Consider the following 14566-nt stretch of genomic DNA (forward strand, 5'->3'; position numbering starts at 1 on the left):
CAGGGACCGACTGGACCGACCGGCGCTACCGGCGCTCAGGGACCGACTGGACCGACCGGCGCTACCGGCGCTCAGGGACCGACTGGACCAACTGGCGCTACTGGCGCTACCGGTGCCCAAGGACCGACTGGACCAACTGGCCCTACTGGTGCCCAAGGACCTATTGGACCGACTGGACCTCAGGGACCAGAAGGCCCTCAGGGACCACAAGGAATTGAAGGACCTGTTGGACCTACAGGACCTACTGGTCCTACCGGTGCCCAAGGACCTACTGGGCCAACTGGCGCTACTGGTGCCCAAGGACCTATTGGACCGACTGGGCCTCAGGGACCACAGGGACCACAAGGAATTGAAGGACCTGTTGGACCTACAGGACCGACTGGTGCTACCGGTGCCCAAGGACCGACTGGACCTACCGGGTCTACTGGACCAACCGGGCCGACTGGCTCTACCGGTGCTACTGGTGCCCAGGGACCGATTGGACCGACTGGACCACAGGGACCACAGGGACCACAAGGAATTGAAGGGCCTGTTGGACCGACTGGACCGACTGGACCTCAAGGATCTACTGGACCTACTGGACCTACCGGCTCTACCGGCGCTCAAGGACCTATTGGACCGACTGGACCTCAGGGATCAGAAGGACCTCAGGGACCACAAGGAATTGAGGGACCTGTTGGACCTACAGGACCTACAGGATCGACTGGACCGACTGGGCCAACTGGGGCCAACGGCGCTATTCCCACCGCGTTTTTTAATGCCAATCTCTCCGCTACCGGCAGCTTTATTGATGTGCCGGTGGGGAATGTCATTTATCATTTACAATTTAGCACTGCCACGCAGTTGACGTTATTTTTAATGCCAGCCACTGTACCTGTACTAATAGATTTGAAACGTTCCAGCCAATTTGACACAGCCGGAGTTGATGCGTTTACCAGAGATAACTTTACGCTTTCAGCTAGCTTAGATATTGATACCATCGTGTTCAATTCGTCCAGGGAAATGCATAGAACCTGGCTGCGGCAGCAGAATCCTGTTACCGGCTTATGGTCCTTGCACGAAATAGACCTTTTCGCTTCCAATGGCAGCGGCAGAGTCACCATTTGGATATACCAAATCTTCACGAATGTAAGCCTTTGATAATGATTAATAAGTCTGCATACCATTATTACTAGTTCCATTACCCTTGCAGCCCAGTCTGGGATTTACAACCATCGGTAGCACTCAGGCGCAAAGCTTGCCTTTCTTCTATTCAGGAGGTCTGTTTATTCAGTAGAAAAGTCCCCATCCGTAAACGGTTGGCCAGACGAACGGTGATAAGCCTTTATTGCTAGGCCAGCATCTTAAGATGCTGGCCTTCACTTTGTTCAATCCAGTATGCTTAAAACTTACTGAAGCTTCTGAAAGCACATCTGTACAGCTTGGCCTTAAACCCTAAAAAAGGTATTCGTATTCTACGATGAATCTGGGTATGATTTTTATAATTTCCTATCTTTACAACTTGTAGACATTGGTCGCAATATCCAAATCCGGATGTCGCATTGCAGCAATTCCCTCTTCTCCGCAGTAACATTGGTCTTGCCTAATGATAATGAGAAAATAATCAATCCTAGTTCTTTGGAAATTTTCCCCCTGTTTAGACCCTCTAAATTTTCTTTCATGATACTTAACTTAAATTCCCATGGACTCATTTTTCTAATAAGAATCTCACCTATATTTACATTCTATAGCCAATACCAAGAATCAATCTGAACGACAGAACTCTCCCTGTTGGACGATACTTGAAACGTTTTGCTTTGATGTACTTAACGCCTTATAGTTAAAAACATATAATTTCGATAAAGTTAATTTGATCTCTAAATTGATTAAATAACCGTATCTATTTCATAAAAATTTGCTATCGGATATGGCAGTGCCAAAATCCAATTTCAATTATCCTACCGATGGGATTCAATCTTGTACATTACTTTCTAGATAGTTTGTTTGTTATGCCTAATAAGATTTTTCATAAAATATTTACTTAATATAACAGGAATGAACTAATGATAAATCATACATGTCGTTGATTTGTTTTCTAACAAACTTGTCATTCAATACATATGATAAGATATAAAGAGGTGAATAACCCTTTATAGATTTTAGCCTTGTACAGAAGATTTGTAATTAAAACATCGCAATATCGTACCTTGACAGGAGGGAATTATAATGAATAATTATAGAAATTGGGATGAAAATCGCTGCTTTGAGGGATGCGATCGCTGCGGCTCAGCAGGATCGCACGAATTCAGATGCTGCGTTGGACCGACTGGGCCGCAAGGACCTAGAGGCTGCCCAGGGCAACAAGGTCCTAGGGGACCACAGGGACCGACTGGGCCTAGAGGGCCTCAGGGACCGACTGGACCGCAAGGGCCTAGAGGGCCTCAGGGACCGACTGGACCGACTGGGCCAATAGGACCTCAGGGACCAACTGGACCGACTGGGTCTAGAGGACCTCAGGGACCGACTGGACCGCAAGGGCCAATAGGACCTCAGGGACCAACCGGACCGACTGGACCACAGGGGCCAATAGGGCCTCAGGGACCGACTGGACCTCAGGGGCCACAGGGTCCGCAAGGGCCTCAGGGTCCTGCTGGACCACAGGGACCTGTGGGACCTCAGGGACCTCAGGGAATACAAGGACCAACTGGACCGACTGGTGCCACCGGTGCTACGGGTGCACAAGGACCAACCGGACCACAAGGACCAACTGGCGCTACTGGTGCGACTGGTGCACAAGGACCTACCGGAGCTACCGGAGCTACTGGTGCGACTGGTGCACAAGGACCTATCGGACCGACTGGACCGACTGGCGCTACCGGCGCTACCGGCGCGACGGGTGCACAAGGACCTCAGGGGCCAACCGGACCGACCGGTGCTACCGGTGCGACGGGTGCACAAGGACCGACTGGTGCGACTGGCGCGACGGGTGCTACTGGCGCTACCGGCGCAACGGGTGCACAAGGACCTCAGGGACCAACCGGACCGACTGGTGCGACGGGCGCACAAGGACCGACTGGACCGACTGGTGCCACTGGCGCTACCGGTGCTACTGGCGCTACCGGCGCGACGGGTGCACAAGGACCTCAGGGACCAACCGGACCGACTGGTGCGACTGGTGCGACGGGCGCAACCGGCGCTCAGGGACCGACCGGACCGACTGGTGCGACTGGTGCACAAGGACCTCAGGGACCGACCGGACCGACTGGTGCGACTGGCGCTACGGGTGCTAATGGTGCTACCGGTGCTACGGGTGCTCAAGGACCGACTGGGCCGACTGGCGCTACCGGTGCGACGGGTGCTCAAGGACCTATTGGGCCGACTGGACCGACTGGACCAACTGGCGCGACGGGTGCTACTGGTGCTACTGGTGCTACCGGTGCTACGGGTGCTCAAGGACCGACTGGACCGACTGGTGCTACCGGCGCTACGGGTGCCACCGGCGCTACGGGTGCTCAAGGACCTATTGGACCGACTGGACCGACTGGACCACAGGGACCGACTGGACCAACTGGCGCTAATGGTGCTACCGGCGCTACGGGTGCTACCGGTGCTAATGGTGCTCAAGGACCGACCGGACCTATTGGCCCTCCAGGACCATTTACGCAGTTACGGGGATTTGACCTGCAGCTCACTGGAGGTACCTCAGTAGCAAATGGAAGCCCTGTTATATTCAATACCATTTTAAACAATCAGAGTATTAATATCGCTTATAACACATCAACAGGCATTGCAACACTTAACGCAGAACAAAATTACTATATATCCTGGTGGGTATCTACAGACGGTGCAGGCCCATCCACTTATGTGGAATTCACTTTACAGATAAATGGAAGCAGTGGTGTATCATCAAGCTCACCAATTGTAACAGGACAGTTAAGCGGAATCGCTCTGATTACTGTGGGCGCAATTCCATCCACCATTGCACTTGTTAACACAACCGGTCAGACCGTTTCATACGGCGCAACCCCAGTTATGGCACACATGGTTATTTTTGAAGTTTCCCAATAATCACTGACACAAAGTCATTTTAAAGTTCTATGATTTATAAAAATGCGTCGGAAGCATATGCTTCCGACGCATTTTTACATAAACAGCAGTATAACCCTAATGCTCTACATAAGCGGTGCGAACAATCTCAACGCCCGCCCTGCCAGCACTTCATACCATGGATAATTCCTGCAATCTTCCATAGTGATTTTACGGCATTGAGCCAGAGTGTCATGAAAATCTCTTTGTATATCCCGTATCACCTCGTTCCGATACAGGTAGACCGCACATTCAAAATGAAGGTAAAGGCTTCTGAAATCCATATTAATGGTTCCGACCACAGCCTTGGTATCATCACTTGTATATACCTTGGCATGGACAAAGCCTGGTATGTACTCATAAATCTGGACCCCAGCCCTTATCAGCTCCCCATAATGAGACCTAGCAAGCAGGAACGCATATTTCTTATCCGGTATCCGCGGCATGATAATAACGACCTCCACACCCCGCTTGGCGGCAAAGGTAAGAGCCTGGACCATTTCATAATCCAGAATCAGATAAGGCGTCATAATGTGGACATAATGTCTGGCAGAATTTATGATATCCAAATAAACCTGGTCCCCAACCGATTCCTGGTCTAAGGGGCTGTCCCCGTAAGGGATCACAAACCCCTCCATGTTCAGCTCCAGGGGATAAAAATACTCCGGATCTCTTAGATATTTCCCATAGTCCTCAGGGCCCTTTTCAGAAATGTTCCACATTTGCAGAAACATCATGGTAAAGCTGGTAACGGCATCCCCCTTCAGCATGACTCCTGTATCCTTCCAATGGCCAAAACGCACGCGCCGGTTAATATATTCATCAGCCAGGTTTACTCCTCCGGTAAAAGCCGTAAGACCATCCACCACCAGAATCTTTCTATGGTCCCGGTTATTCTGGTAAGTGGTAAATGCCGGCTTAATGGGAGAAAACATCTTTGCCTTGATTCCCTTTGCCTGTAATTCCTTTGGATAGCTAAACGGAAGCAGGACCAGGGAACACATGCCATCATACATGAACCGGACTTCCACCCCCTCTTTTGCTTTTCTCTCCAGAATCTCCAATATGGCATCCCACATTTCCCCGCGTTCCACAATAAAGAATTCCATAAAAATAAACCGCTTTGCACCTTCCAGTTCCTTCTTCATCTCTTCAAACATGGTTTCGCCCAGTGGAAAATACTGTACATTGGTATTTTTATATGCCGGGTAATGGCCTGAATTTTTGATATAGTAAGCCAGATTGGCATTTCGCTTGCTGATTCTGGACAACTCCTCCATGACCCTGGGGCTTTGGGTCAGATAGGCTTCGGTATTTTCCATATTGACCCGCAGTCTTTTATTTGCCAGCTTTCCCACAATCTGCAGCTCCACAAACAGATAAAAAAGCGTTCCAAACACAGGAACCGCTGCAATTGGGACCATCCAGGCCAGCTTAAAGCTGGGATTTTCTTCTTTATTCAGAATATAAATGATAACAAATGCACTGAGCAGAGCAAAACCGCCATAAAAATAGGCAAGGTAGCGGCTCAAAAAACGGTATGCCGTAATAAGAATAGCCACTTGTATCATAAGAGAAACGACCGCAAACGTAGTCCGGCCAAAAATAATCCTCAGCATTCTCCTGATCTGTTTCATCTTGTGCACCTCCTATGCTGCCGATTCAATAAATCATATCTTTTTAATTATACAGCCTGTCTCTTTTTCTTGCAACATCCAGCAGGCTCTGTAACCTTTTCAAAGATGTCAAAAACAACGGGAAAACCGCTGATACCGCAGTCTTCCCGCCACCACTTCCTTTTCACTTACCGTTCCAGTGCCTGTCTGATATCTTCCATAATATCCTCTGCATTTTCGATGCCAACACTCAGCCGGATCATGGACGGATCAACCCCTGCGTCAACAAGCTGTTCATCCGTCAGCTGTCTGTGGGTATGGCTGGCCGGATGCAAAACAGAAGTGCGTGCATCTGCCACATGAGTCACAATAGCCGCCAGTTTCAGTCCATCCATAAACTTAACCGCTGCTTCCCTTCCGCCTTTTAAGCCAAAGGAGATTACGCCGCAGGTGCCATCAGGCATATATTTTTTTGACAATTCATAATAGTTGTCCCCTTCAAGTCCCGGATACTTGATCCACGCCACATCTTCCCTTGCGTTTAAATACTGCGCCACCTTTAAGGCATTTTCGCAATGACGTGGAACCCGAAGATGCAGGGTTTCCAGACCAAGGTTTAAGAGGAAGGAGTTCATTGGAGAAGGAATAGCACCCAGATCTCTCATTAACTGGGTGGTCGCTTTCGTAATATATGCCTTTTTTCCAAACTTCTGGGTGTATACAATGCCATGGTAGGATTCATCAGGTGTGGTAAGACCCGGATACCGTCCTGCATGGGCCTCCCAGTCAAAGTTTCCGCTGTCAACGATACAGCCGCCTACGCTGGTGGCATGTCCATCCATGTATTTCGTTGTAGAATGAGTTACTATATCTGCCCCCCATTCAAAGGGACGGCAGTTAATCGGGGTTGCAAACGTATTATCAACAATCAGAGGTACGCCATGCCTGTGCGCAAGCCTTGCAAACTTCTCAATATCAAGAACAACAAGAGACGGATTGCCGATGGTTTCCCCAAATACCGCTTTCGTATTGGGCTTAAATGCCTTTTCAAGCTCTTCTTCTGAAAGCCCCGGATCCACCAGAGTGGAGTTAATTCCCATTTTCTTTAAGGTTACGGTGAACAGATTGGTGGAGCCGCCGTAAATCGTAGCAGAGCTGATTACATGGTCACCCTCCTGGCAGATGTTAAGCAGCGCGTAAAAATTGGCAGCCTGTCCGGATGAAGTCAGCATAGCCGCCTCTCCGCCTTCCAGCTCGCAGATTTTAGAAGCCACCGCATCATTGGTAGGATTTGCCAGCCTGGTATAAAAATACCCCTCATCTTCCAAATCAAACAGCCTTCCCATCTTATCGCTGTCATCATACTTAAATGTTGTGCTCTGAAAAATCGGAAGTACCCTGGCATCGCCGCTTTTCGGCTGCCAGCCGCCCTGTATGCAAACCGTCTCTCTGGAACGCCCATTCTGACTCATCTTTTTTCCTCCTGTAAACCTTAGTCATTTGCTTCTCCTAGTTTAGCATAAATGGGGCTGGAAATAAAGTCCTAATTGCCTTCTTGAATTCCCTGTTTGTTTACAGTATAATAGCGATATCATATAACTCATTTAAGGAGACCGAAATGGAAAAATCAAAGGTTTACTATACAAGCTTTCATGCCACCTTTCAGGAAAATCTTCCCCAAAAGCTCAAAAGACTTATAAAAACCGCCGGAATGCTGGAGCAGATAGATTTTCAGAACAAATATACGGCCATCAAAATACATTTTGGAGAGCTGGGAAACTTGTCCTTTCTCCGTCCCAATTACGCCAAAGCAGTGGTAGACCTTGTAAAATCCCAGGACGGCAAACCATTTTTAACAGATTGCAACACCCTGTATGTGGGAAGCCGTAAAAATGCCCTGGACCACTTAGATACCGCTTATGAAAACGGCTTTTCCCCCTTCTCAACCGGCTGCCATGTTTTGATTGCCGACGGTTTAAAAGGAACTGACGAAAGCCTGGTGCCCATTAACGGGGAATACATAAAAGAAGCAAAAATCGGACGGGCCGTTATGGATGCCGATATCTTTATCTCTCTTACCCATTTCAAGGGCCATGAAAGCACCGGCTTTGGCGGAGCATTGAAAAACATCGGAATGGGCTGCGGCTCACGGGCCGGAAAGATGGAGATGCATAACTCCGGAAAGCCTCATGTAAGTGAAGAAACCTGTATCGGCTGTCATGCCTGTGAAAAGAACTGCGCCCACAGCGCCATCTCTTTCCAGGATAAAAAGGCTTTCATTGACCACAACAGGTGCGTAGGCTGCGGCCGCTGCATTGGAGTCTGTCCCGTGGATGCCGTTGAGTCAGACTTTGATGAGTCCAATGACATCCTGAACTGCAAAATAGCAGAATACACCCAGGCAGTTCTCGGAGACCGGCCGAACTTCCACATCAGCCTGGTCATGGATGTATCTCCTTACTGTGATTGCCATTCAGAAAACGATATCCCCATTATCCCTGATGTTGGCATGTTTGCTTCCTTTGATCCGGTTGCTCTGGATATGGCCTGTGCAGATGCCGTGAACCGCCAGCCGGTTATGTCTGGAAGCATACTGGAAAAGCATGGCAGCCATCACCATGACCATTTTAAAGATACTCACCCCAACACAAACTGGAAGTCCTCCATTGAACATGCGGTGAAAATCGGTTTGGGAAATGCAGAATACGAATTAATTACGCTGTAATTCGGCAGGGTTTAGAAAATACGCTTTTATACAGACCATAAAAAGGGAGGGCACATCATCTTTTGTGCCCTCCCTTACTTTTGCCTGCTCAATTCAAATCCCTGATCCTGTTAGTGCTGTAATGGATTATGCCCTCCCCCAGCGGCACCTTGTCCCTTCCGATCTGCCAAACGGAAAGCTCTGAATCCTTCATCTTCTTTTCGGGAACATTTTTAGCTATAATAAGCTCCGGCCAGACAAAGGTAGTTTCCACTACCTTTCCGTCAAGGCAAATCCTGGAATAAGGAGTGAAATTTTCTCCGTAAACCAGAACATTGGAATCATTGTACACTACATGATCAATAATGATATCGTCAATTCCCATTTTGAGGTTTGTGGACTGGTAAGGGCTTTCTCCGCCATAAACTTCACGGCTTCCGTAGAGAATATCATATTCCAGAGTTTTCATATCCCTTAGATAGCTTTCTTCCTCTGTATCAGGGTTACTGAAATAATTCTGATGGAACCTCATCATCGTTCCCTCATGAATGTCAAGCATATCCAATACATGAGCGGCAAGCTGATAGGCCTCCACATTCTTTTTCTCCACAGGAAGATTCATGTTGTTCCAGACCACATATTCGGTCTGAAACAGAGAATGGTTCTTCATCTCTTCCTCCGACCACTCAAATCCAGGTAAATGATCCCCGTACATGACCAGAACAATCGGCTCCTTCCTGGTCCGCAGGGTGTTGACGAGGGAACGGATAAACTGGTCCATTTCCCCGATCTGCTGGCAGTAATACTCAAAGTTTGGATATTTCCCATGCCCCTGAACGGAAATGGTATAGATAAAATCAGGCCCCTTCGTAGAATCCAGTGTCCTGATGATCTCTCCGGTAAGAATCTTGTCCTTACTCCAGCCCGTTGGATTTCTTTCTATGTTATTCATATATTCAATGGGGGTAAAGGTATCAAAGCCAAGTTGGGAAAACACCCGGTTCCGGTCGTAAAAAGTGGCCTCATTGTTATGGATCGCATGGGCGCTGTAACCTAAGTTTTTCAAATCAAAGGCTACGCTTTCGCAGGGAGTTTTCTTTAACACGGTTTTATAGGGATATTCTCCAGGGCCGAAAAAGTCCAGATTCATGCCTGTAATCGATTCAAACTCCGTATTTGCGGTACCTGCTCCGACAGAAGGTACGCTTAAATAGCCCCCCGGATAGCTCTTCTGAAGTTGGTGGAAAAACGGGATCGGGTCATAATTTACAGGATTGTTTTCCCATAAGGAAGGGTCAAAAAAGGATTCCAGCTGGATCATGATCACATTAGGCTTTGTGTCCTCAGACAGAGCATAGGTATTCTCCGGAACCAGCTCTTCATCCCGGATCTCTTCCATTGTCTCAGTCCCATATCCTTCCGGCTTGGAAATTCCGGTGTTAAACAGGGAATTGGAAAAGCAGTATGGAAATCCATAGCTTTTAAACGCCTCTCCGATATTGCCGAAGTGAACCGCCACTAATCCTGTTGTCATAGCGGCGCTTGTCATTCCCAACACCACCGCTCCGCTTATGGCTATAAGCCCTACTCCAAGGCCGTACCGGACCCTTTCCTTAGAAACAGGCGCTTTGCGCCAGACTGCGGCTAAAAATATAACTGCAGACACAATTCCGGCCCCGATAAATAAAATCTGCATCCAGGAAAAGTAAACCGTGGCCAGACTGACCGCGTACTTCACCAGCCGGAAATCGGCCGCAGTAAAAGGAGTGGTTCGGAAAACGAGCAGAATACCGTTTACCACTCCCATAAAAAGCCATATCAATGCTATGGTAATGCATGCAAAAGCCTTGCGCTTTGTCACAAATATAACCGTAAAGGGAAGAGCGATAATCAGGGTGTTCAATATAAAAACCGGAAAACTTCTCCATATATAAGAACCAAGGCTTGTCAGAGATTTTCTGCTGGCCAGTTCAATAAAGACATTTATCATGGCAGAAAGCGTAAAAAGCCTTCCAAGCCATTTGACATAAAGTTTCATGATATACCTCTTTGCAGCTTATTTCTTTTCAGAGTCGGATTTAGTCTACCACATTTTGCAGAAAATTTACATACTTTTTTTAAACGGAACCAATAAAATAAAGACCGGCTTTTAGGGCCGGCCTTCTAAGTAATCATTCCTGTTCTTCTGTAGGTTCAAATGCGTCTTCACTAACCGTATTAATTCCGGCTGTCGGATTTTCTTCCTCTGCAGGCGCTGCCTGTTCCATTTCCTCTACATTCTCATCCTCTGTATCAGTATTTTGGGTCGTTTCCTTTACAGGAGCTCCACACTTTCCACAGTAACATGAATTCTTTGGAACTTTGGCTCCACACTCCGCACAGATACGGGTTCCCTCGCTTTGGCTCAGTTCGATCTCCAGAGCGGCAATTCTTTCCCGGCTGGCCCTGACAGCTTCATATGCTTTTGCATAAGCTTCCTCCGGCTCTTTGTTCGCTTCATAGTATTGTTTACCGATGACTGCATAAGCTTCTTCCAGCTTTGTTTTCTCTACACTGATCTGCGTCTTTAGCTGTATCGTCTCAGTCAGCGCTTTTGCCTTGGTTGCAACCTCTTTGCCGGTATCACTAATTGTCTTTCCCAGCTCTTCAAAAAATGCCATCCGTGATTCCTCCTTTGACTTATGCTCCTATCATTTTAACTTCATTGGGAGAAAAAGTCAATGAAAGACTGCTTACACATCTTTTTTTATCTTCTCGATCTCGTTTCTGACAGACTCCGGCAATTGATTTAATGGGATGGTACAGGAAGTCTCACTTCTTCTTCCACCGGATTCCACAACAGCAGAAAAGCTGACCCGTTCTTCTCCCCTGCTGCCATATGGATTCATGTTGGAATACCCATCAATCGCCCCGTGGCTCATGATCTGCCTGATCTGCTCCTCATCGGTGATTGTTAAATATTGGGAGCCTTTATCCTCATATGTGGATTCATAATTATTGAACTGATAGGTATCAATATTGATCTCTTTTACATTTTCGAGACTATTCCAGCTCTGTACATCAACCTGACACTCCTTTAACAGTTCCAGGGTGTTTTTAAAAGAAGGATAGACCGGATAATACCCTCTTGAGGTAACATCACTGTATTTCCAGGAGCTCTGGATCTCCTCCCTTTTCGTTTCCGCCTCTGCCTGCATTTTCGTCAAAAACTGTATGGTGGCCACCGGATTTTCCTTTAACATGGTTTCCACCTTTAAGCTTTTTAGATCCTCCTGATAGGCAAGAAGTAATTTATCAGTCATGGCTTTCTCTGTCCCGTTTCTGTCACGGCTGACGACATTCGTCTGCTCTCCCCTGCTCACCCTTACCCAGGCAGTCTCTTCAGGGGTCTGGACAAGAATGGGATAAACCGCTTTCGCAAATTCCTGGTTCTCAAAGATCTCCGCGATTTCCGGCCAGACTTCATCTCCGGATAAATGGTAGGAGCGGTAAACATTCCTGCCGTTTTTCAGCGTGTATCTGATGGAAAAATTATAGCTTATGCTTCCATTCTCCAAGGAATCAGAATAATCATTTGCATGATGCAGCTTTTGGTTTTGGGTCACCGCATCACGTACCAGGCTAAGGACCGGCGCCGTATCCTTCAGCTTCATATGGCTGAATATATATTCGTCAGAATCCTGATACTCCCAGTAATATTCCCCCATGGAATTCTGCTGTGCGTTTCCATAAGAGACCCAGAAGGTTACATCCGGCATGGACACTGCAACGGATTCGATGGAGGCTTCAGACGGTATATATCCGTCATACCCAAACAAATCATAACGGAAACCGCAGAATATCACTGCCGCCAATAAGGCACAAGCTCCCATCTGTTTCCAATGAGAAAACAGTCTTCTGAATTCAAAATGATAAATGATCTCAATGACACAGTGGGACAAAAGCATACCGCAGATCAATCCGAATATTCCCCAGCCTACGCTGGAACGCATAGACCAGAAAAAAATGCTTCCGCCAAGAGACGATAAAACCACAATCGGAATCCTAATTACCGGCATGCTGATCTTAAACGCCATGGCTCTTCCTGCCGCCTCTGAACCTCTCTTTTTATATAGCCAGTAAGAAAGCAGGGTCAATACTGCTGTCACGGCCAGAACCGCAAAAATCCTGACAGCCCTGGTTCCTGCCGGAGTCCCCGGCTGCAGACGTTCCAAGTTCACCATGAACAGGGCAAATACGGAACATTTATCCATGAACCGGTTAAATACATTCCCGCCTCCCCGATAGCTGGTATAGAAAAAGCTGTTGTAGCAGAATTCCAGAACCCATATCACACATACGAAATAAAATTGCAATACCAGGTTTCCAAGTATACCGACCAGAACATTTCCTGTAAGAATCATGGATATCACAGTCACAGAATACATCATGCAGTAATGGATCATAAACAGCAGGAATCCCGAAAGGGCCGTTTTCCATACCTCCATAGGAGAAATGCCGTTCACTGCAATCACTCCCATGGCAATGATCAGATTCATCCCATATACGGCCGCCGGAATAAGAATCCCATTAAAATAGTTTACCCAGAACAAATGCTTCCTGTTTACAGGAATGCCATGATAGAAATCCACCTTCTGCCTGGAATGAAGATAAGAGAAGCTGGTAACTCCCATAATAAGGGACAGGAGTATAATCAGTGCTGCCACCCAGCCGTTTTGAAAGCCCAGCCAGGATTCCAGGGTAGATACAATATACGTATAATCAATCTCTCCTCTCATTCGTTCACTTAAGGAAAGGGCGATTCCCACCGGAAAGGTAAAGAAAAACACTAAAAATGACAGTGCCATGGACCAAAGGCGTCTTTTGCCATCTTCTCTTAACAGATTATAAAATAAGCTTTTTGATGTCATATCCTGCCACCTCCGTCTCACTGATAAATATTTCTTCCAGAGATAAAGGTATGATCTCATAAAATACCGGCTGGTACGATTCCATCAATCCTTCCACTTCTTCTCTGGTTCCCCTTACCGTTATGGTATAGAGTTTGCCTCTTGTTTCTGTCTTAATACGCTGCAGGGCTGTTAAGTCCTCGGCAGTCACTCCATCCTTTAAAACGCACTGCAGCTTATGGATGTTAAGCTTCATATCATCTAAATCCTTAGAAAGGAGTATGCCTCCCCTGTGAAGAAGACCTACATGATCGCATATATCCTCTAACTCTCTTAAGTTATGGGAAGCAATGATAGGAGTTAAATTTCTCTCAGACATATCATTTGCAAAAATGCTTTTTACCGCCTGACGCATCACCGGATCCAGTCCGTCAAAGGTTTCATCGCAGAAAAGGTAGTCCGTATTGGCGCATATCCCGCATATTACGGAAAGCTGCTTTTTCATGCCCTTTGAAAAGGTATGGACCTTTCTACGGGCTTCCAGCCCAAAGCTTCCTAAAAGATTGTGAAAGCGTTCCTTGTTAAATTGAGGATAGATCCTGCTGTAAAACTCCATCATATCAACAGGAGAAGCGTTGTTAAAATAGTACTGGTCATCGGAAATATAAAAAAACCGGCCTTTTACCTTTTCATTTTCAAAAATCTGTTCTCCATCTATGGTAACGCTTCCTTCATCAGGTTTTAAAATGCCGCTCAGCATTCTCAGAAAGGTACTTTTTCCCGCTCCATTGGTTCCAATAAGGCCAAATACGCTTCCTTCCCGTATCTGTGCGCTAACACGGTCCACTGCCACTATATCGTCAAATCTTTTTGTCAGATTCTCTGCTTTTATCATCCTCTCTCTCCTCCCCTGTCAAATATTCCTGTATCACCCATTCCTCAGCGACCCATGTATGAGCCTTATCCTCTGTCAGACCTGCCCGTTTAGCTTCCTGAATCCAGCTTGCAAGATCCTTTTTCAGCTCACTGTTCTTAAGCGCCCGAATGGAACTGGTATCCGCCACGAAGCTGCCTCTTCCTTTGACGGAATAGATGAACCCTCTTCGTTCCAGCTCCGCATAAGCTCTCTGAATGGTATTTGGGTTAATAGATAAATCTGTTGCTAAAGCACGGACAGACGGCAGCTGGGCATCCTGATCCAATGCGCCGCATATCATAAGATCCTTCAGCTTATCCACAACCTGCTCGTATATTGGCCTGCGGTCTTTATAGTCAAGCAATATCATATTCCA

General features: G+C 47.1%; 10 protein-coding genes. 3 read left to right on the plus strand and 7 right to left on the minus strand.

Annotated elements, in window-relative coordinates:
- On the plus strand, nucleotides 1–1140 hold a 1140-nt coding region (locus AC27IJ_RS06275), incomplete at its 5' end, for a collagen-like domain-containing protein (protein ID WP_487148056.1).
- A gap of 1065 nt (nucleotides 1141–2205) precedes the next feature.
- On the plus strand, nucleotides 2206–4047 hold the full coding sequence (locus AC27IJ_RS06280; protein ID WP_312448375.1) for a collagen-like domain-containing protein: 1842 nt from the start codon (nucleotides 2206–2208) through the stop codon (nucleotides 4045–4047).
- Nucleotides 4048–4151: 104 nt separating this feature from the next.
- Here AC27IJ_RS06280 and cls read toward each other — a convergent pair whose 3' ends face one another.
- Both cls and AC27IJ_RS06290 read right to left on the minus strand, forming a co-directional pair.
- Nucleotides 4152–5702: a cardiolipin synthase gene (cls, locus tag AC27IJ_RS06285; protein ID WP_487148058.1), complete on the minus strand. Its 1551-nt coding sequence runs from the start codon at nucleotides 5700–5702 to the stop codon at nucleotides 4152–4154.
- 167 nt (nucleotides 5703–5869) lie between these two features.
- Complete coding sequence (locus AC27IJ_RS06290) at nucleotides 5870–7153, minus strand: O-acetylhomoserine aminocarboxypropyltransferase/cysteine synthase family protein (RefSeq protein WP_312448379.1); 1284 nt, start codon at nucleotides 7151–7153, stop codon at nucleotides 5870–5872.
- A gap of 146 nt (nucleotides 7154–7299) precedes the next feature.
- Between AC27IJ_RS06290 and AC27IJ_RS06295 the strand changes: the two genes are divergently transcribed.
- Entirely contained in the window at nucleotides 7300–8406 is a 1107-nt protein-coding gene (locus AC27IJ_RS06295; RefSeq protein WP_312448381.1) for a DUF362 domain-containing protein, read from the plus strand.
- Between the two features lie 88 nt (nucleotides 8407–8494).
- On the opposite strand, the gene AC27IJ_RS06300 is transcribed toward AC27IJ_RS06295, so the two are convergent.
- The 5 genes from AC27IJ_RS06300 to AC27IJ_RS06320 form a co-directional block, all read right to left on the minus strand.
- Nucleotides 8495–10423, minus strand: coding sequence for an LTA synthase family protein (locus AC27IJ_RS06300; RefSeq protein ID WP_313257646.1), 1929 nt, complete (start codon nucleotides 10421–10423; stop codon nucleotides 8495–8497).
- Nucleotides 10424–10556: 133 nt separating this feature from the next.
- Nucleotides 10557–11045 (minus strand): zinc ribbon domain-containing protein, encoded by a 489-nt coding sequence (locus AC27IJ_RS06305; RefSeq protein WP_312448384.1) that lies wholly within the window; start codon nucleotides 11043–11045, stop codon nucleotides 10557–10559.
- A 72-nt stretch (nucleotides 11046–11117) separates the two neighbouring features.
- Nucleotides 11118–13295 (minus strand): DUF6449 domain-containing protein, encoded by a 2178-nt coding sequence (locus AC27IJ_RS06310; protein ID WP_487148062.1) that lies wholly within the window; start codon nucleotides 13293–13295, stop codon nucleotides 11118–11120.
- Nucleotides 13270–14169 carry an ABC transporter ATP-binding protein gene (locus AC27IJ_RS06315; protein ID WP_312448388.1) on the minus strand — a complete coding sequence of 300 codons (900 nt, stop codon included), beginning with the start codon at nucleotides 14167–14169 and terminating at the stop codon, nucleotides 13270–13272. Before AC27IJ_RS06315 ends, AC27IJ_RS06310 begins: the two co-directional genes overlap by 26 nt.
- Nucleotides 14135–14560 (minus strand): GntR family transcriptional regulator, encoded by a 426-nt coding sequence (locus AC27IJ_RS06320; RefSeq protein ID WP_312448390.1) that lies wholly within the window; start codon nucleotides 14558–14560, stop codon nucleotides 14135–14137. Before AC27IJ_RS06320 ends, AC27IJ_RS06315 begins: the two co-directional genes overlap by 35 nt.
- Nucleotides 14561–14566: the final 6 nt, after the last annotated feature.

Source organism: Lacrimispora sp. YZC11 (assembly GCF_057543815.1).